The 17,655-nt window shown below is 57.8% G+C and carries 18 protein-coding genes; 7 read left to right on the top strand and 11 right to left on the bottom strand.

Annotated elements, in window-relative coordinates; translation table 11 throughout:
• Positions 1-199: 199 nt before the first annotated feature.
• A complete protein-coding gene (gene paeA, locus OJ965_RS05255) occupies positions 200-1,528 on the top strand; it encodes a polyamine export protein PaeA (RefSeq protein WP_009087434.1) in 1,329 nt (442 codons plus the stop codon).
• A gap of 50 nt (positions 1,529-1,578) precedes the next feature.
• On the opposite strand, the gene OJ965_RS05250 is transcribed toward paeA, so the two are convergent.
• Entirely contained in the window at positions 1,579-1,785 is a 207-nt protein-coding gene (locus tag OJ965_RS05250) for a DUF1107 domain-containing protein (RefSeq protein WP_003855513.1), read from the bottom strand.
• A 315-nt stretch (positions 1,786-2,100) separates the two neighbouring features.
• Between OJ965_RS05250 and OJ965_RS05245 the strand changes: the two genes are divergently transcribed.
• Positions 2,101-2,661, top strand: a complete 561-nt coding sequence (locus tag OJ965_RS05245) for a YtfJ family protein (RefSeq protein WP_154929176.1) — start codon at positions 2,101-2,103, stop codon at positions 2,659-2,661.
• 60 nt (positions 2,662-2,721) lie between these two features.
• Here the strand turns inward: OJ965_RS05245 and cysQ are convergent, their stop codons facing one another.
• Positions 2,722-3,465, bottom strand: coding sequence for a 3'(2'),5'-bisphosphate nucleotidase CysQ (gene cysQ / locus OJ965_RS05240; protein ID WP_046102601.1), 744 nt, complete (start codon positions 3,463-3,465; stop codon positions 2,722-2,724).
• 292 nt (positions 3,466-3,757) lie between these two features.
• Here cysQ and OJ965_RS05235 point away from each other — a divergent pair, with 292 nt between their 5' ends.
• On the top strand, positions 3,758-5,701 hold the full coding sequence (locus OJ965_RS05235; RefSeq protein ID WP_154929177.1) for a bifunctional 2',3'-cyclic-nucleotide 2'-phosphodiesterase/3'-nucleotidase: 1,944 nt from the start codon (positions 3,758-3,760) through the stop codon (positions 5,699-5,701).
• 44 nt (positions 5,702-5,745) lie between these two features.
• Here OJ965_RS05235 and fklB read toward each other — a convergent pair whose 3' ends face one another.
• Positions 5,746-6,366, bottom strand: a complete 621-nt coding sequence (gene fklB, locus OJ965_RS05230) for a BamJ family beta-barrel-assembly machinery protein (RefSeq protein WP_009087442.1) — start codon at positions 6,364-6,366, stop codon at positions 5,746-5,748.
• 220 nt (positions 6,367-6,586) lie between these two features.
• Here fklB and OJ965_RS05225 point away from each other — a divergent pair, with 220 nt between their 5' ends.
• Positions 6,587-7,258 (top strand): LysM-like peptidoglycan-binding domain-containing protein, encoded by a 672-nt coding sequence (locus OJ965_RS05225; RefSeq protein ID WP_150030241.1) that lies wholly within the window; start codon positions 6,587-6,589, stop codon positions 7,256-7,258.
• A gap of 67 nt (positions 7,259-7,325) precedes the next feature.
• Here the strand turns inward: OJ965_RS05225 and rplI are convergent, their stop codons facing one another.
• Genes rplI through rpsF form a run of 4 tightly spaced genes read right to left on the bottom strand, consistent with a single transcriptional unit; the run spans position 7,326 to position 8,766 of the window.
• Positions 7,326-7,775 (bottom strand): 50S ribosomal protein L9, encoded by a 450-nt coding sequence (gene rplI, locus OJ965_RS05220; protein WP_058956512.1) that lies wholly within the window; start codon positions 7,773-7,775, stop codon positions 7,326-7,328.
• Between the two features lie 39 nt (positions 7,776-7,814).
• On the bottom strand, positions 7,815-8,042 hold the full coding sequence (gene rpsR / locus OJ965_RS05215) for a 30S ribosomal protein S18 (protein ID WP_002210155.1): 228 nt from the start codon (positions 8,040-8,042) through the stop codon (positions 7,815-7,817).
• A gap of 4 nt (positions 8,043-8,046) precedes the next feature.
• Positions 8,047-8,364, bottom strand: coding sequence for a primosomal replication protein N (gene priB, locus OJ965_RS05210; protein ID WP_009087448.1), 318 nt, complete (start codon positions 8,362-8,364; stop codon positions 8,047-8,049).
• Positions 8,365-8,370: 6 nt separating this feature from the next.
• Positions 8,371-8,766: a 30S ribosomal protein S6 gene (rpsF, locus tag OJ965_RS05205; RefSeq protein WP_009087450.1), complete on the bottom strand. Its 396-nt coding sequence runs from the start codon at positions 8,764-8,766 to the stop codon at positions 8,371-8,373.
• 404 nt (positions 8,767-9,170) lie between these two features.
• On the opposite strand from rpsF, the gene OJ965_RS05200 reads away from it, so the two are divergent.
• The gene (locus OJ965_RS05200) at positions 9,171-9,377 is read left to right on the top strand and encodes a hypothetical protein (protein WP_154929178.1); all 207 of its coding nucleotides are present in this window, start codon (positions 9,171-9,173) and stop codon (positions 9,375-9,377) included.
• Positions 9,378-9,426: 49 nt separating this feature from the next.
• Here OJ965_RS05200 and yjfP read toward each other — a convergent pair whose 3' ends face one another.
• The gene (yjfP, locus tag OJ965_RS05195; RefSeq protein ID WP_154929179.1) at positions 9,427-10,176 is read right to left on the bottom strand and encodes an esterase; all 750 of its coding nucleotides are present in this window, start codon (positions 10,174-10,176) and stop codon (positions 9,427-9,429) included.
• Positions 10,177-10,334: 158 nt separating this feature from the next.
• Here yjfP and OJ965_RS05190 point away from each other — a divergent pair, with 158 nt between their 5' ends.
• Together OJ965_RS05190 and bsmA are read left to right on the top strand one after the other, a co-directional pair.
• Entirely contained in the window at positions 10,335-12,266 is a 1,932-nt protein-coding gene (locus OJ965_RS05190) for a methyl-accepting chemotaxis protein (protein WP_265138144.1), read from the top strand.
• Between the two features lie 56 nt (positions 12,267-12,322).
• The gene (gene bsmA / locus OJ965_RS05185; protein WP_265138142.1) at positions 12,323-12,649 is read left to right on the top strand and encodes a biofilm peroxide resistance protein BsmA; all 327 of its coding nucleotides are present in this window, start codon (positions 12,323-12,325) and stop codon (positions 12,647-12,649) included.
• On the opposite strand, the gene OJ965_RS05180 is transcribed toward bsmA, so the two are convergent.
• The 3 genes from OJ965_RS05180 to rnr all read right to left on the bottom strand — a co-directional run bounded on the left by OJ965_RS05180 (position 12,623) and on the right by rnr (position 17,645).
• A complete protein-coding gene (locus OJ965_RS05180; RefSeq protein ID WP_058956515.1) occupies positions 12,623-14,251 on the bottom strand; it encodes an isovaleryl-CoA dehydrogenase in 1,629 nt (542 codons plus the stop codon). The genes bsmA and OJ965_RS05180 overlap by 27 nt on opposite strands.
• Positions 14,252-14,346: 95 nt before the next feature.
• The gene (rlmB, locus tag OJ965_RS05175; RefSeq protein WP_009087460.1) at positions 14,347-15,081 is read right to left on the bottom strand and encodes a 23S rRNA (guanosine(2251)-2'-O)-methyltransferase RlmB; all 735 of its coding nucleotides are present in this window, start codon (positions 15,079-15,081) and stop codon (positions 14,347-14,349) included.
• Between the two features lie 71 nt (positions 15,082-15,152).
• Positions 15,153-17,645: a ribonuclease R gene (rnr, locus tag OJ965_RS05170; protein ID WP_265138138.1), complete on the bottom strand. Its 2,493-nt coding sequence runs from the start codon at positions 17,643-17,645 to the stop codon at positions 15,153-15,155.
• Between the last annotated feature and the right edge of the window lie 10 nt (positions 17,646-17,655).

The following is a 17,655-nucleotide window of genomic DNA, read 5'->3' as shown; positions in this document are numbered from 1 at the left end:
GCTGATAAGCGCTCCTGCTATAATCTGCAGCCACAGGCATCCCGCCTGTTTTCATTTCTGCCCCGGCAGCGTTCAGCCTGTCGAACTGGCGCAGACATTTTTGGCACGGATAGCCCTGTTTAACGAGTAACCGCCCCGTTCGCGCTTGCTCACGCTGCCCAGGCCAAAAATGACAAGTGGATAACCCTTTGGATCACTTATGTTAGATAGCTTACTTGTCATTCTTTTACTGATTGTCGTCAGTGCTTTTTTCTCTCTGTCGGAGATCTCGCTGGCAGCCGCCCGCAAGATCAAACTGAAACTGCTCGCCGATGAAGGCAACGTTAATGCGCAGCGCGTCCTGAAAATGCAGGAAACGCCGGGTATGTTTTTTACCGTCGTCCAGATTGGCCTTAACGCTGTCGCCATCCTCGGCGGTATCGTCGGTGACGCTGCCTTTTCACCGGTCTTCAGCGGCCTCTTCAGCCGCTTCGTCCCGCCGGAACTGGCTGAGCAGCTCAGCTTTATCTGCTCCTTCACCATCGTGACCAGCCTGTTTATCCTGTTTGCCGACTTAACCCCAAAGCGGGTTGGAATGGTCGCCCCCGAAACCATCGCGCTGCGCATCATCAACCCGATGCGTTTCTGCCTGCTGGTGATGCGTCCGCTGGTCTGGCTGTTTAACGGTCTGGCTAACGTCTTCTTCCGCCTCTTCAAGCTGCCAATGGTGCGTAAAGATGACATCACCTCCGATGATATCTACGCGGTGGTGGAAGCCGGTGCGCTGGCGGGCGTGCTGCGTAAGCAGGAGCATGAGCTGATTGAAAACGTGTTTGAGCTGGAGTCGCGAACCGTTCCCTCCTCCATGACCTCGCGTGAGAACATCGTCTGGTTTGATCTGCATGAAGATGAGGCCAGCCTTAAGAGTAAAATCGCCGAACATCCGCACTCTAAGTTTTTAGTCTGCAGCGGGGATATCGACCATATCGTCGGCTATGTCGACTCCAAAGAGCTGCTGCTGCGCGTGCTGGGCAACCAGAGTATGGCGCTGAATAGCGGCCTGCAGATTCGTTCTGCGCTGATTGTGCCGGATACGCTGACCCTCTCCGAAGCGCTGGAAAGTTTCAAAACCGCCGGTGAAGATTTTGCGGTAATCATGAACGAATATGCGCTGGTGGTGGGCATCATTACCCTGAACGACGTGATGACCACGCTGATGGGAGATCTGGTCGGTCAGGGCATGGAAGAGCAGATCGTCGCGCGTGATGAGAACTCGTGGCTGGTTGAAGGCGGCACGCCGATTGATGACGTGATGCGCGTGCTGGACATCGACGATTTCCCGCAGTCAGGCAACTACGAAACCATCGGCGGCTTTATGATGTATATGCTGCGTAAGATCCCGAAGCGAACCGACTTTGTGAAGTTTGCCGGCTACAAGTTCGAGGTGGTGGATATTGACAGCTACCGCATCGACCAGCTGCTGGTCACCCGCATCGATGAACGACCGCCGGTGCTGAGCATGACAAAAAGCGAAGACGAGCAGGGATAGCGAAGGGTCTGGCTTATAAAACACTCAGGGCGCCATCGGCGCCCTTTTGATTAGTTGAACTCAAGCTTGAGACGAACGACCTGGCGGTTAATTTCTGACATCACGCTCAGGTGCTGTTTGTCTTTGACGCGCGGGATTAACACTTTCCCTTTATCGAACTCGAACGCGCCAACGTCCTTGATATACAACCTTCCTTTGAACAGCGTTTTGACATATTTCGCTATTTGCAGCGGATTATAGCGCTGGAAGATTTTCATACTGACTGACTCCTGTACATTTTTAAAGCACGCTTCGCCGTTTCCAAAGTAGGTACCAGCCCATGAAGCGCGAATTCGCGATAACTATAGAACACTGAACACTACTGGTGTTCCGAAAAATGAATTTTTTTACTGAGTTGACACATCATTACAGAACAGTCTGTTATGACTCTCATATGACACAGTATAAACCTTCGTTGGTTAAGGAATTGTGGCGGGCATAACAAACCTGACACCTTTCCACGACAGGCGCATCATCCCTGCTTACTATTGCAGTAAAATGACTGACTGGTCTGATCACTTAAGGAAAGTGCGATGCGAAATATTCTGGCAGCCGTGGCGCTGTCATTACTCCTGCCGGCGGGCGTCATGGCCCACGACCTCAGGCTCGATTCCCGCGTGCCCGCCACGGGCGTCAACGACAAAGGCGAGCTGATACTGCAGCAGGAGAAGTTTAGCTATAAAAACTGGAATAGCGCGCAGCTGAGTGGAAAAGTTCGCGTGATTCAGCACATTGCCGGGCGCTCCTCCGCCAAAGAGATGAACGCCGCGCTGATAGAGGCGATTAAGGCCGCGAAGCTGCCGCATGACCGCTATCAGACCACTACCATCGTTAACACCGATGATGCGATCCCCGGCACCGGCATGTTTGTGCGCAGCAGCATTGAAACCAATAAGCAGCAGTATCCCTGGTCGCAGTTTATCGTCGACAGCAAGGGCAATGTGCAGCACGCCTGGCAGCTGCAGCCAGGCAGCTCCGCCATCGTCGTGCTGGATAGACAGGGCACGGTGAAATTTGTGAAGGATGGCCCGCTGACGCAGGATGAAGTGACAAGAGTGATTGCTCTGGTCACCTCACTGCTGAAGGCGGAATAGCAGACGCCCCGGCGGGCACGAAGCTCGCCGGGGCGTCAGAAGACAGACGCTCAGCCCGCGTTAAAACAGCGACACGCGGAAGCCGGGGTTCAGGAAAGATTCGCGCGGCGCGTAATCCAGGGTTTTACCCTGCCAGTCATGCACATGCGCGCCTGCGGCCATCGCCACCGCATGACCTGCACCGGTGTCCCAGATATTGGTGGGTCCGAAACGGGGATAGAGCTGAGCTTTCCCCTCCGCTACCAGGCAGAATTTCAGCGAGGAGCCGGTTGCAACGGTCTGATGCTCGCCCAGCTGCTTCAGGTACTCTTTCATCTCCTCATCGTCGCCATGGGAACGGCTTACCACCACCAGCGGAGGTCGTGCGTCACGCACATGAATCTGTTCACGATGACCGCCCTCCTCTTTCCACGCCTTCCCCTCCGCCGCAGAGTACATCACACCCAGCGCGGGGGCATAAACCACGCCCAGAATCGGCTTGCCCGCCTCAATCAGCGCAATGTTGACCGTAAATTCGCCGTTGCGTTTGATGAACTCTTTGGTGCCATCCAGGGGATCGACCAGCCAGTAGCGCTGCCAGTGCTGACGCTCTGTCCAGGCGGGCGGATCTTCTTCTGACAGCACCGGCAGATCGGGGGTTAACTGCTTCAGGCCAGAGAGGATCACCTCGTGCGCAGCGATATCCGCGGCGGTCACCGGCGAATCATCCGATTTGTGAGAAACGTCAAGCGGCGCGGCACCGTTATAGACCTGCATAATCGCGTCGCCTGCTTCGCGTGCCAGTTGGCAGATTTGCTCTAACATTTTTCACCTCGTTGTGTCTTTCTGCTGCAGGATCAGCTGTCCGTCAGACAGTGACATTTTAGCAGTTTCGCCTGACCTGCCCATTTACGGGCTGACCAGCGCGCCAATTTATAGATATATCAATATCATAGTTACCCGTTTATCGCCACGCCTGCGCCACTTTGCGCGCCCGCCGGAATCCGGTGCCGCCTCCGATGCGCCAAAACGTTATATCCATCACGATTTAAAATGACCCACCGGCAGGCTTTTACATTATTTTGAGATCCCCAATTATTTTGCAGCAGGAGCAGGCATGTTTAAGCCCGGCATAGTCTTACTGGCACTTGGCGTTTCCGCCGCCGCACAGGCCGCAACGGTCGATCTACGCATACTGGAAACCACCGATCTTCATAGCAACATGATGGATTTCGACTACTACAAAGATACCCCAACCGAAAAGTTTGGCCTGGTGCGCACCGCCACGCTGATCCACGCCGCGCGTCAGGAGGTGAAAAACAGCCTGCTGGTCGACAACGGCGATATCATTCAGGGCAGTCCGCTGGGCGACTACATGGCGGCAAAGGGATTGCGTGAGGGGGAGATCCACCCGGTCTACAAGGCGCTCAACACCCTGGATTACAGCGTCGGCAACCTCGGCAATCATGAATTTAATTATGGCCTGCCCTACCTGAAGAAAGCGCTGGCCGGTGCCCGCTTTCCCTACGTCAATGCCAACGTCATTGACGTGAAGAGTGGCAAGCCGCTGTTTACGCCTTACCTCATCAAATCCACCACGCTGGTTGATCGTGAAGGCAAAACCCGGACCCTGAAGATTGGCTATATCGGCTTTGTGCCGCCGCAGATCATGGTGTGGGATAAAGCCAATCTGCAGGGCAAGGTGCGGGTCGATGACATCACGGAAACGGCGCGCCGTTATGTGCCGGAGATGCGTGCGCAGGGCGCGGATCTGGTCATCGCGATTCCGCACTCCGGCCTGAGCAGCGAGCCGTATCACACCCTGGCGGAGAACTCGGTTTACTATCTCAGTCAGGTTGAAGGCATCAACGCCATCCTGTTTGGCCATGCCCACGCCGTCTTCCCCGGTAAAGATTTTGCCGCGATTAAAGGCGCAGACATTAAGAACGGCACCCTGAATGGTGTGCCTGCAGTGATGCCCGGCATGTGGGGCGATCACCTGGGCGTGGTCGACCTGGTGCTGAACAATGACAACGGCAGGTGGCAGGTCACGAGCGGCAAAGCTGAGGCGCGCCCGATCTATGACACCGCAGCGAAAAAGTCTCTCGCCGCCGAAGATCCCGCGCTGGTGAAGGTCCTGGCTGAGGATCACCGCGCCACGCGCGACTTTGTGGCGAAACCCATCGGCAAGTCCGCCGACGTGATGTACAGCTACCTGTCGCTGGTACAGGACGATCCCACCGTGCAGATCGTCAACAACGCTCAGCGCGCCTATGTCGAGCACTTCATTCAGGGCGATCCCGATCTGGGCCGTCTGCCGGTACTCTCAGCGGCGGCGCCTTTTAAGGCGGGCGGGCGTAAAAACGATCCGGCCAGCTATGTCGAAGTGGAGAAAGGGCCGCTGACCTTCCGCAACGCCGCCGATCTTTATCTCTACCCCAACACGCTGGTGGTCATGAAGGTCAGCGGGGCGCAGGTTAAAGAGTGGCTGGAGTGCTCTGCAGGCCAGTTTAACCAGATCGATCCGCACAGTACGAAAACCCAGTCGCTGATTAACTGGGATTTCCGCACCTATAACTTCGATGTGATCGACGGGGTCACCTATCAGATCGATGTTACCCAGCCAGCGCGCTACGACAGCGAGTGCCAGCTGATCCATCCTGATGCCTCCCGTATCCGTCAGCTGAGCTGGCAGGGTAAGCCGATCGACCCGCAGGCGACCTTCCTGGTGGCGACGAACAACTATCGTGCTTATGGCGGCAAATTTGCCGGCACCGGCGATAACTATGTCGCCTTTGCCTCGCCGGATGAGAACCGTTCGGTGGTGGCAGCCTATATCAGTGCAGAGACTAAAGCGCACGGGGAAGTCCAGCCAAAAGCGGACAATAACTGGCGGCTGGCCCCGATTAACGCATCCACGCCGCTGGACATCCGGTTTGAGACGGCACCGGGTGAGAAAGCCACCGGGTTTATTAAGCAGCATGCGCAATATCCGCTTCAGCCCAAAGGGACCGATGCGACTGGCTTCGCGTTGTGGCAGGTGAATTTACAGCAGAAGTAAGGCAGGAGAAAACGCTGCAACCGGGCGGTTGCAGCGTCTGGCAATTACAGAATTTCCAGCAGTTCCACTTCGAAAATCAGGGTGCTGAATGGTGGGATGGAGGCACCCGCACCGCGCTCGCCATACGCGAGGTTCTGTGGGATCACCAGTTCCCATTTTGAGCCAACCGGCATCAGGGTCAGGGCTTCGATCCAGCCCGGGATCACACCGCTCACCGGGAACTCTGCCGGTTCGCCACGCGCCACCGAGCTGTCGAACACGCTGCCGTCGATCAGTTTGCCGGTGTAGTGCACGCGTACGCGATCCTGACGCGATGGGATAGGACCTTCGCCCTGAGTAATCACGCTGAACTGCAGACCGGATTCGGTGCTGTTCACGCCTTCACGCTGCGCATGTTCCTGCAGGAACGCCTGACCTTCTGCTGCCATGGCTTCGGTGCGCTCACGACGTACGCCTTCAGCGCGTTCATGAACTTCACGCAGTGCGCGATGAACGACATCAACCGGTACGGCAGGCGAGTTCCCTTCCAGCGCGTCGCGCAGGCCCGCGAGCAGTGCTTCTGGCTGCAGCCCCTGCAGACCAGATTCCAGCAACTGCTGGCCAACCTGTAAACCAATACCGTAACTTGCTTGTGCTTCGACGCTGTCGAAAGAAGGGGTAGTCATCTTCGTTCCTTTCACTCTCGGATAAATTCGAACCGGCAGCATAGCAGCGCAGGCCGCTGGCGTAAAATGCCCTGCATCGCAGATGACTTTTCCCGGCGAAAGAGAAACAATAGAGCCGTCAGATTTATCAATGCTGGCAGGCACTTCGCGCCAGTATTGCCCATACTATAACTAACGACGGAATACCCCCCGTCTGTGGCACACGAAGAAGAGAGCAACTATGGGCCAGATCGCCCCACGACGCCGCCGGACGCGCGCAACACATATGATATCCCGGCTGCAGACCTGGCTGGCCGCACGCAGGCCAGCGCAGCCTGCCGGAGAGGAGGAACCCCGCATGGCTTCTGAGACGTCATCCCGCCTGCCGACATGGCTTCAGCGAATCTGGCATTTTACCGACGACATCCGCTGGATGGCACCGCTGCCCGCACCGCACCGTCGCGGCATTGTGGCGGCGCTGCTGGTTATGCTGGTAGCGTTTCTCTGGCCTGCCACGACGCCGCGCTATCCGGTCGAGCAGCCGGTTACGCCTTCCGCAGAGAAAGAGGTGCCGATGCAGGCGGATATCTACGATAACACCCGCTCCGGGCAGGCCTCCTCATCACAGCAGACGCCAAAAGCAGACTCTCAGGGCGCGTGGCGCAGTCTGACCATCGCATCCGGCCAGACGCTGGCGCAGCTGTTTCGTGACAACAGCCTGCCGGTCAATGATGTGTTTGCGATGGCGCGGGTGGAAGGCAACGATCAGCCCCTCAGCTCACTGAAAAGTGGTCAGCAGGTCAAAATCCGACAGGATGCACAGGGTGTGGTAACGGGACTGACGGTGGAGGGCGCAGAGGGCCCGGTGCTGTTTACCCGTCAGACAGACGGCAGCTTTATCCGCGCGCAGTAGCTGAGCAAGCATAAAAACAAAAACGCCGGCACAGGGCCGGCGATTTTGTTGTGCTCAGTTAATAAAATTAACCAGCAACAACCTTCACGGTCAGTTTAGCGAATACATCGCTGTGGACCTGGAAGTCTACTTCATGCTCACCGGTAGTACGCAGAACGCCGTTCGGCAGACGAACTTCGCTCTTCGCTACGTCAACGCCAGCTGCAGTCACTGCATCAGCGATGTCGCGGGTACCGATTGAACCGAACAGCTTACCTTCATCGCCTGCTTTAGACGTGATGGTCACGGTGCCCAGTGCATTGATTTTCTCAGCGCGTGCAGTCGCTGCAGACTGAACGTCAGCCAGTTTGGCTTCCAGTTCAGCACGGCGTGCTTCGAAATACTCAACGTTTTTCTTTGTAGCAGGAACAGCTTTGCCCTGTGGAACCAGGAAGTTACGAGCGTAGCCCGCTTTAACGTTAACCTGATCACCCAGGCTGCCCAGGTTTGCTACTTTATCAAGCAGAATAACTTGCATTACCTTATCCTCTTAAAGTCGTTAATGGACAGTTGCCGATTACTGATGACGATCAGTGTACGGCAGCAGAGACAGATAACGCGCGCGCTTGATGCAGCGAGCCAACTGACGCTGGTATTTTGCACGAGTACCGGTGATACGGCTCGGGACAATTTTACCGCTTTCGGTAATGTAGTTTTTCAACGTTGCGATGTCTTTGTAATCGATCTCAACAACGCCTTCCGCGGTGAAACGGCAGAACTTGCGACGACGGAAATAACGTGCCATTAGGCTAGTCTCCAGAATCTATCAATTCAATCTGCTCGGCATGGAACACCACTTTGCTCTGGCCATTGCGTGCCTGATGGCAACTAATGAAACCGTCCAGTGTGAGTTGCGTGCCGACCGTTATATGTTGAGTAATCACCTGATGGGTGCTGCCGCTGATAATCACCGGCATACGACACCAGGCTTGCCGGTGAAACCCGGCCTCCTCCTGCACTGAGCGGTGCTCTAGCACAAACTGACAGTGAGGAATTCCTGACGGGCTAATTTTTCGAACCGGCGTCCTGCACACAGTGCCGGACAAGCGCAGTCGATTAACCGTCACGATGGATTACTCTTCAGAATCCCCAGCATCTGACTCATCAGCGGATTCGTTAGCAAAATCTTCGCGACGATCACGACGCTCATCTTTCGCTTTAACCATCGGTGATGCTTCAGTTACCGCGTGTTTAACGCGCATAACCATGCTACGGATAACGGCGTCGTTGAAGCGGAAGTTCGTTTCCAGCTCATCGATCGCTTCCTGCGGCGCTTCAACGTTCATCAGAACGTAGTGAGCTTTGTGCAGTTTGTTGATCGGGTAAGCCAGCTGACGGCGGCCCCAGTCTTCCAGACGGTGAATCGTGCCCTGTGCACCAGTGATAGCACCAGTGTAACGCTCGATCATGCCAGGAACCTGTTCGCTCTGGTCAGGATGAACCATAAATACGATTTCGTAATGACGCATCGAAATTGCTCCTTACGGATTATTCAGCCTCCTGTCGGGGTCAGCCGCGGCCCATGGAAGCAAGGAACGTTATAGGCTGTGTCCCACAACCGTTCGCCGTAACGAGCCTTTGTGGGACACAGCCTGAGAATGCGGCTGAAAAATTGACGCGTAATCATACTGGCGACCGTGGCTAAACTCAAGCGCGCATTTCAATAAAATGCGGCTGGGGACGCGGAGTCGGTGGGTCAGGAAGGGAACAGTGTAAAAACAGCGGGTTAACGCGGGATCGTTCAAAAACGCTGACAGAGAGGTTCAGCGGGACGATCTGGCGTTCGCAGTGGCAGTGGCTAAAATTAAAGCAGACGTCACGACAGGGTCGCTGGCGTCACACAGAGTGTCTTCCCTGAAGTGAGGAGTCGGGCATGAAAACGTTCGTCATCGCCACTTTCCTGGGTCTCTTCCTGTCTCCACCCGCCCTTGCCAGCCATGCTGACTGTGCGCAGCAGATAAGAAGTCACAGCAGTGAAGCGGCATCCGGTTATGTCTACGTTAACCGGCTGGACAGGCCGGAACGAAACCCGGTCAGCGCGGCTGCCAGTCCAGCTGAGAAATCGGCTGCGCGCTGGTAAGTACCGGTCGCGTCACGGGCGGCGGCATCCTGCTCCGCCCGTTCATCGTTTACAGCTGATGACGAAAGAAGCTGACCAGCGCCGTCAGGGCGGAGGGGGTGATCTTATGCCCAATTCCCTTTTCCGACAGCGACGTCAGATGCTGATCCAGGCCATTGTCACGCAGGGCTCTCTCCAGCCGCTCGGTTTCCGCCCAGGGCACCACCTCATCCGCCTCGCCATGCCACAGCAGCAGCGGCCGGTCTGCCAGTGCCGTGAGCCGGTTGCAGGGGTCATACTCCGCCAGAGGCGCCATACGGGCAGCAAATTTCGCCTGCCGGTCGGGCGAATCGGGGAGCCGCGGCGGAAACAGTGAGTGACTGAGCTGCATAAAATAGCCCGATCCCATCATGCAGGCGACGCTGTGAATCTGTGGATAGCGCGCCATGGCCCCCAGGGCGGTCATGCCGCCCATTGAGGCCCCCGCCACCGCAAAACACGAACCGGCGATCAGATTTTCATCTCGCAGCGCCGCTTCCAGCTGCGGCAGCTCATCAATGTTCTGCTTCAGGATCTCCCAGAAGCGGTCCAGGCGTGTCCCGGCATCACCGTCATAGCGCGCGCCGTGTCGCGCCGCATCGGGCATCACCGCGCGAAAACCTGCCTGCGCCAGCGCTACCGCAAAGTAGGCGTAGACCTCTTTCGACGAGGTAAAGCCGTGATAAAACAGCACCGTGGGCAGCGGTGCCTGGCGCTGTCCGGCAGGCGTGGCGTGCAGGCATTCAATACCGGCCAGCGTTTCTGTCGTGAGTTCGATCATCGTCTCTCCTGATGAGGTGAAAGCGTGCCGCTTCAGTGTACGTGCTGTGGATGATTTAACGAAACGTGCCGCTGCGCTTAGCGGCCGGATTTCGCCCTAAACTTTTCCCCCTCCCTGCCGTTGATGGTGTACCCCCATAACTTGTTCAAAGGTAATTTATGACGCGTCTCTCTCTCAGCGGCCTGAGTCTTGGAGTTAAGCTGTCTGTACTGACGTCTCTCAGCGTTGCGCTGCTGTTGCTGGTACTCACCCTGACTCAAAGCCACAACGCCTCACGCCAGCTGGAAAATCTCGCCATCGATGACATGCACAATCAGGTGCAGGGCATTAATGAAATGGCCTCCATGTTCAACGCCACCCTCACCGAAGAGGTGAGCCACTATACCAATCTGTTTATCAGCTTTTTACCCAGGCGCTTCAGCCTTGATGACAGCGCCAGAATTCAGGTGGGCGCATTTTCAACGCCCGTGCTGCGCGCCGGATTAAAAACGCTGAACCTCGATCAGGTTGCCGTCGACGATTTCACTGACCGCACCGCAGCGGTGGCGACGATTTTTGTGCGCGATGGCGATGACTTTATCCGCATCTCCACCTCGCTGAAAAAGGAGGATGGCAGTCGGGCTATCGGTACTCAGCTTGATCGCACCGGCGCCGCCTGGAAAAGCGTTCACGAAGGCAGGGCATATCAGGGCCTGGCCACGCTGTTCGGCCACCGCTATATCACGCAGTACCAGCCGGTAAAGGATGAGAGTGGCAGGGTCGTTGCCATCCTCTTCGTCGGCGTCGGCATTGACAAGCAGTATGCGCTGATGCGCGAAAAAATCCTGGCTCGCCGGCTGGGTGACAGCGGTCATTTCTTTGTGCTCAACGGCACGCCCGGTAAGACGCAGGGCAACTATCTGTTTGACCAGCACAACGAAGGAAAACAGCCCGGCTGGGATAGCGCTATCCTGCAGCCGCTATTGACGCAGCCACAGGGCATGCAGCAGGTGGAGATTGACGGTGAGCAGAAAATCCTGGCCTGGCAGCAGCTGCCGGGCTGGAACTGGGTGATCACCGGCGAAGTTAACCGTGCCAGCCTGCTGGCTCCGATTACCCACAGCCGTAACCTGTTCCTGATGACCGGACTGATTCTGGTGGTGATCTTTGCGCTGGGGTTTGTCTGGTACAGCCGCCGGGCCATTACCCATCCGCTGCAGCAGGTGATCCATCTGGCGGAGCAGTATGCCGCCGGTAATCTGCAGGTCAACCTGAAGACCACCCGCTCTGATGAGGTAGGCCAGCTGATCGTGGCAATTAACGGTATTGGAAACGGTCTGGAAAAAATCGTCAGCCAGGTGCGCGTTGCCGCACAGGAGATCAGTGACGGTACGGATACCATCGCCGTCAGCAGCCATAACATCAGCGAGCAGATTGGACGTCAGGCCAGCAGCGTCGAGCAGACCTCCGCCAGCATGGAGCAGTTTGGCGCAACGGTGGAACACACCGCCGACAGCCTGCGTCAGGCGATGTCCCTGGTGGCGGAAGCCAGCGGAATCGTCAGCCACGGCAGCCAGACGGTGGAGCGCTCGGTAAACACCATGTCAGCGATTAAAGTGTCGTCACAAAGCATTGCGGACATTACCCATGTGATTGAGTCGATTGCCTTCCAGACCAACATCTTGGCGCTGAATGCCGCCGTTGAAGCGGCGCGAGCCGGTGAACAGGGCCGCGGTTTTGCCGTGGTCGCGGCAGAAGTGCGGGCACTGGCACAGCGTTCGGCGCAGGCGGCAAAAGAGATCGATGGGCTGATTGCCACCTCCATCGGCAACGTGGCACAGGGACATCAGCTCTCTGAACAGACGCGTGATGCGATGACTGACATCGTGACGCACATCGAGCAGGTGCAGGCGCTGATGGGCGAGATCAACGTGGCGGCGCAGCAGCAGGCGGCGGGCATTGGTCAGGTTAATCTGGCGATGAATCAGATCAGTCAGGCGACCCATCAGAACAGCGAGCTGGTGGCGCAGGCGGAAAACAGTGCGCAGACGCTGAGTGATAAAGGTCATCATCTCACCCAGCTGGTCAGCGTATTCAGCCTTAAAGCCTGACCGCCTTCAGGACGATGACATACACTTACTGTCTCGTCCTGAAAAGGGGTTTTGCTATGCGTTCCGCTTACTTACTAATCCTGAGCCTGCTTCTGGCAGGCTGTTCCGCCCTTCAGACAACGCCAGAAGCGCCGCCTGCCCCAGCGCAGCAGGCACAGGAGATTTCACGGTCGCAGAGTGGCGGCTTACCGAAGCTGGGTAATATCACCGTGAACGTGCATGGCTCGCCGGATGACGCCCAGCGGGCGGTGGCCGCCCGGGCCAATCAGGCCGGAGCGGTTTACTATCAGATCGTGGCGCTGAGTGAAACGGTGATGCCTGGCTTGTGGTACGCCAGTGCGATTCTTTATGGTGCGTCACCGGCCACAGGCGCGGGCCAGTAAACGATCGGTCACTGCGGCTTCCAGCGGGCGTGAACCGCGCGGGTCGAGCCACTGCTGGCACCAGGCATCGGCCAGCGGCGGTTCGGCATATTTCAGCAGCTGAGCGCCCGTCGCCAGCAGCAGCAGCGTGCGGGTGACCTCGCGCGCCTGCTCTTCAGGGATGTGGCTGAGTCTCAGCCGCAGCTGACGCCAGCGCGCATCAAAATGCCGGTTACTTCCTTTTACCGCCTCAAACTCCTGATTCAGCATCTCAGTCACCTCAGCCTGGCGGGCGAGCACGCGCAGGACGTCCAGACACATTACGTTGCCCGACCCCTCCCAGATACTGTTGACCGGCATGTCACGATAGAGACGCGGCAGCTCACTCGCTTCGCAGTAGCCAATCCCGCCCAGCACCTCCATCGACTCCGCTACAAACGGCGCGCCCGCTTTGCAGATCTGATACTTAGCGGCCGGGGTAAATAAGCGGGCAAAGGTGACCTCATGCGGTTTCGCCGGCTGGGACCAGGCGCGCGCCAGGCGCATCAGCAGCGCAGTCTGCCCCTCCAGCTGCAGCGCCTGCTGAGCCAGCACCTGCCGCATCAGCGGCAGATCCACGAGGTTTTTCCCCTGCACCTGACGCTGGTGAGCATGCCAGAGTGCCACCGAGAAGGCCCGCCGCATCTGCCCGTGACTGCCGAGTGCACAGTCGAAGCGCGTCATCCCGGCCATCTTCAGGATCAGCCGCACCCCTTCACCCTCTTCTCCCAGCAGCCAGCCCGTCGCCTCGCGAAACTCCACTTCGCAACTGGCGTTCGAGCGATTGCCCAGCTTCTCTTTAAGCCGTTCAAGCTGAATGGCATTGCGGGTGCCGTCGGGCAGCAGTCGCGGCAGGAAGAAGCAGCTTAATCCGGCGGGCGTCTGCGCCAGCACCAGATGCGCATCACTCTGCGGCACGGAGAAGAACCATTTATGGCCGGTCAGCCGCCAGGCTTCGCCGGGGCCGCGCGCCTCAAGCGGTTCTGCAAAGGTGGTGCTGGTAAGCAGATCGCTGCCCCCCTGCTTCTCTGTCATTCCCATGCCGATCAGCAGGCCGCGTTTCTGGTCGCCAGGCTGCGCATGGGTATCGTAGCGGTCGCTGAGCAGCGGATCGAGCCAGCCCTCAAATGCGGCGGGCAGACAGGTCTGCAGCAGCGGAATGGCAGCATGTGTCATGGTCATCGGGCAGAGCGTGCCCGCTTCAACCTGTGCATGCAGGATAAAGCGCGCGGCGCGCGCCACGCTCGCCTGTTCCCGAACCGCAGGCTGCCAGCTGAGGTTGTGCAGGCGGCTGGCGCAGACGCCCTGCATCAGCAGGTGCCAGGCGGGGTGAAAACGGACCTCATCCAGTCGCACGCCACGGGCGTCATAGCGCTGCAGCTCAGGGGGTTCAGTATTGGCAAGCCGGCCAAGCTCCAGCGACTCGGCCCCGCCGAGCTGTGAGCCAACGGAGGTCAGCCATTCCCGATCCCATCCGGCCCCCTCACGGGAAAGGGCTTCGCTGAGCGGCGTATCGGAAAGAAACAGATTACTGTTGCTGAGAGGATGGGGCTGATTAAAAACGGTGTGTGTTGTCCAGGTCATAACCACTCCTCGCGGATGTCACTCCGTAAGTATGCGAAGGACGCGGGGTTATGCCTGGTACAGAAACTAATTTGTGGCGAGGATCACATCGGGGATCAGGCGTTGCGCTGGCGCACCGCTTCAAACAGGCAGACGCCGGTGGCCACCGAGACGTTGAGCGACGAAACGCTGCCGGCCATCGGAATGCTGATCAGCTCATCGCAATGTTCACGGGTCAGGCGACGCATGCCCTCACCCTCTGCGCCCATCACCAGCGCCATCGGGCCAGTCATTTTGCTCTGGAAGACGGTATGGTCAGCTTCTCCTGCGGTGCCGACAACCCAGATGTTGTACTCCTGCAGCAGACGCAGCGTACGCGCCAGGTTGGTGACGCGGATCAACGGCACATTTTCCGCCGCGCCGCTGGCCACTTTTTTGGCGGTGGCGTTCAGAGGGGCAGAACGATCTTTCGGCACGATAATCGCGTGCACACCGGCCGCATCCGCGCTGCGCAGACAGGCGCCCAGATTGTGCGGGTCGGTGACGCCATCCAGCACCAGCAGGAACGGTTTGTCCAGGCTCTGCAGCAGATCCGGCAGATCGCCCTCCTGATACTGACGGCCGGGTTTTACCCGTGCCACGATGCCCTGATGCACCCCGCCTTCGACCTGACTGTCGAGCCATTTACGCTCCGCCAGCTGAATAACGATCCCCTGAGCTTCCAGCGCGGCGACCACGGGTTGCAGGCGACGATCGTCGCGGCCTTTGAGGATAAAGACTTCCTGAAAACGTTGTGGAGCACGTTCCAGCAGCGCCTGCACGGCATGGATACCAAAAATAATTTCGCTCATCAATCTGCTCAGTGGTTGGAAATGAAAAGAATGACCGCCCTTTCTCCGGAGAGAAAAGGCGGTGACGCGCCTCAGTCAGACTCGGCCTTTCTTCTGGCGCGCTTCGCCTTTGTGGCGGCGGCGATTTTACGGGTTTTTTCCGAGACGTTTTTACTTTTTTTCTCGCTATTTGCCCCGGCAGATTTGCCTTTGCCTCCCCGGAAGGCGGCGTCCGGCTCGAAGTTAGACTTACGGCTCGCATCGCGAGGGCGCTTCGCTGGCGCTTTATCGTCACGTTTTGCGCGGTCGCGCGCGGTTTTTCCTTCGCCACGCACCTGCCGCTGACTGGAGATCAGGGCAAAGTCGATTTTACGCTCGTCCATATGCACGGCTTCCACCCGCACTTCCACGGTGTCACCCAGGCGATAGGTGCGCCCGCCCGATTCACCAATCAGACGCTGACCCACCGGGTCAAAACGGTAGTAGTCATTGTCGAGTGAGGAGACATGCACCAGACCATCAATGAAGAGATCGTTTAAGCGCACAAAGAAGCCAAATCCGGTGACGCTGGAGATGACGCCGTTGAACACGTTACCGACCTGATCCTGCATGAAGTCACACTTGAGCCAGTCCGCCACGTCGCGCGTCGCTTCATCTGCGCGGCGCTCGGTCAGGGAGCAGTGCAGGCCCAGTTGCAGCATCTGCGGCATGTCATAGTGATAGCCACCGGTCGCGGTCGTCAGATCTTTGGCGACGCTGCGATCTTTCGGCATCAGGTACTTAATGGCGCGCTGAACCAGCCCTTTGCCTTCATCCTGCTCTTTTGCCAGCAGATATTTGATGGCGCGGTGCAGCGTCAGATCCGGGTAGCGACGGATCGGCGAGGTAAAGTGAGCATAGGAGGAGAGGGCCAGACCGAAGTGGCCGCGGTTCTCCGGATCGTACACCGCCTGCTTCATGGAACGCAGCAGCATGGTCTGCAGCATTTCCGCATCCGGACGATCGGCCACCTGCTTCAGCAGCGCCGCATAGTCAACAGGCTGCGGTTTGTTGCCGCCTGGCAGGCTCAGTCCCAGCTCATTGAGCACGGTACGGAAGCTCTTGATGCTCTCGTCGGTCGGACGATCGTGGTCGCGGAACAGCGCCGGTTCCTGATTTTTCTCCACAAAGCGTGCCGAGGCGATGTTCGCCAGGATCATGCACTCTTCGATCAGCTTGTGGGCGTCATTACGGGAGACGCGTTCCACCCGCTCAATACGGCGCTCGGCGTTGAAAATAAACTTCGCCTCTTCCGTCTCAAACGAGATACCGCCGCGCTCTTCGCGGGCAGCATCCAGCGCCTGATAGAGGTTATGCAGCTCTTCAAGATCTTTAACCAGCGGCGCGTACTGCTGACGCAGCTCTTTGTCGCCCTGCAGGATATTCCAGACCTTGTTATAGGTCAGACGCGCATGGGAGTTCATCACCGCTTCATAATGTTTGAAGCCGGTCAGTTTACCCTTGGTCGAAATGGTCATCTCGCACACCATACACAGGCGATCCACCTGCGGGTTAAGCGAACAGAGGCCATTCGACAGCACTTCCGGCAGCATCGGCACCACCTGTGACGGGAAGTAGACCGAGGTGCCGCGCTGATGCGCCTCATCATCCAGCGGCGTGCCCGGACGAACGTAGTAGCTCACATCGGCAATCGCGACCCACAGACGCCAGCCACCGCCGCGCTTTTTCTCACAGTAGACGGCATCATCGAAGTCACGGGCATCTTCACCATCAATGGTGACCAGCGGCAGTTTGCGCAGATCGACGCGGCCTTTTTTCGCCTCTTCCGGCACCTCTTCTTTCAGCTGGCTGATCTGGGCTTCTACCTGCGGCGGCCAGGTGTGCGGAATTTCATGGGTGCGCAGCGCCATATCCACGGCCAGGCTGGTGCCCATATCTTCGCCGAGGATTTCAATCACTTTACCGATCGCTTTGCTGCGGCGGTTCGGGCGCTGCACCAGCTCTACCACCACCACGGAACCCATACGGGCCTGCATCGTCTCTTCTGGCGGGATGAGAATATCGAAACTCAGGCGACTGTCATCCGGCACCACGAAGCCGGCACCGGCATCGGTAAAGTAGCGGCCAACGATCTGATTGTTGCGGGGTTCCTGCACCCGGACCACGCGCGCTTCGCGACGGCCTTTGCGATCGGCACCCAGTGGCTGCGCCAGGATCACGTCACCGTGCATGCAGAATTTCATCTGTTCAGCGGAAAGATAGAGGTCATCTTTCTGACCTTCCGCCCGCAGGAAGCCGTAGCCATCACGATGGCCGATAACTTTACCGCGCAGGAGATCGAGGCGCTCTGGCAGGGCATAACACTGACGGCGGGTGAAGACCAGCTGACCATCACGCTCCATGGCGCGAAGGCGGCGACGCAGCGCCTCAAGCTGCTCTTCATCGTGCAGATTCATCTCTTCAGCCAGCTCTTCACGGCTGGCCGGTTTTTCACGTTTTTCTAATAAAGCCAGGATAAATTCACGGCTTGGAATAGGGTTTTCGTATTTTTCAGCTTCTCTATCCTGAAAAGGATCTTTTGACATAACGGTTCCT

Source organism: Pantoea anthophila, assembly GCF_026104315.1.
GTDB classification, from domain to species: Bacteria; Pseudomonadota; Gammaproteobacteria; order Enterobacterales; family Enterobacteriaceae; genus Pantoea; species Pantoea anthophila.
Note: the sequence above shows the minus strand (reverse complement) of the source record. Positions and strands in the feature narration are given on the sequence as shown.

Bases quoted from the DNA above. Each gene is read 5' to 3' on its own strand.
- paeA (WP_009087434.1), top strand. From the start codon at position 200: ATGTTAGATAGCTTACTTGTCATTCTTTTACTGATTGTCGTCAGTGCT.
- OJ965_RS05245 (WP_154929176.1), top strand. From the start codon at position 2,101: ATGCGAAATATTCTGGCAGCCGTGGCGCTGTCATTACTCCTGCCGGCG.
- OJ965_RS05200 (WP_154929178.1), top strand. From the start codon at position 9,171: ATGAAAACGTTCGTCATCGCCACTTTCCTGGGTCTCTTCCTGTCTCCA.
- OJ965_RS05190 (WP_265138144.1), top strand. From the start codon at position 10,335: ATGACGCGTCTCTCTCTCAGCGGCCTGAGTCTTGGAGTTAAGCTGTCT.
- cysQ (WP_046102601.1), bottom strand. From the start codon at position 3,465: ATGTTAGAGCAAATCTGCCAACTGGCACGCGAAGCAGGCGACGCGATT.
- OJ965_RS05225 (WP_150030241.1), top strand. From the start codon at position 6,587: ATGGGCCAGATCGCCCCACGACGCCGCCGGACGCGCGCAACACATATG.
- fklB (WP_009087442.1), bottom strand. From the start codon at position 6,366: ATGACTACCCCTTCTTTCGACAGCGTCGAAGCACAAGCAAGTTACGGT.
- yjfP (WP_154929179.1), bottom strand. From the start codon at position 10,176: ATGATCGAACTCACGACAGAAACGCTGGCCGGTATTGAATGCCTGCAC.
- rlmB (WP_009087460.1), bottom strand. From the start codon at position 15,081: ATGAGCGAAATTATTTTTGGTATCCATGCCGTGCAGGCGCTGCTGGAA.
- rnr (WP_265138138.1), bottom strand. From the start codon at position 17,645: ATGTCAAAAGATCCTTTTCAGGATAGAGAAGCTGAAAAATACGAAAAC.
- OJ965_RS05250 (WP_003855513.1), bottom strand. From the start codon at position 1,785: ATGAAAATCTTCCAGCGCTATAATCCGCTGCAAATAGCGAAATATGTC.
- rplI (WP_058956512.1), bottom strand. From the start codon at position 7,775: ATGCAAGTTATTCTGCTTGATAAAGTAGCAAACCTGGGCAGCCTGGGT.
- bsmA (WP_265138142.1), top strand. From the start codon at position 12,323: ATGCGTTCCGCTTACTTACTAATCCTGAGCCTGCTTCTGGCAGGCTGT.
- rpsR (WP_002210155.1), bottom strand. From the start codon at position 8,042: ATGGCACGTTATTTCCGTCGTCGCAAGTTCTGCCGTTTCACCGCGGAA.
- OJ965_RS05235 (WP_154929177.1), top strand. From the start codon at position 3,758: ATGTTTAAGCCCGGCATAGTCTTACTGGCACTTGGCGTTTCCGCCGCC.
- rpsF (WP_009087450.1), bottom strand. From the start codon at position 8,766: ATGCGTCATTACGAAATCGTATTTATGGTTCATCCTGACCAGAGCGAA.
- OJ965_RS05180 (WP_058956515.1), bottom strand. From the start codon at position 14,251: ATGACCTGGACAACACACACCGTTTTTAATCAGCCCCATCCTCTCAGC.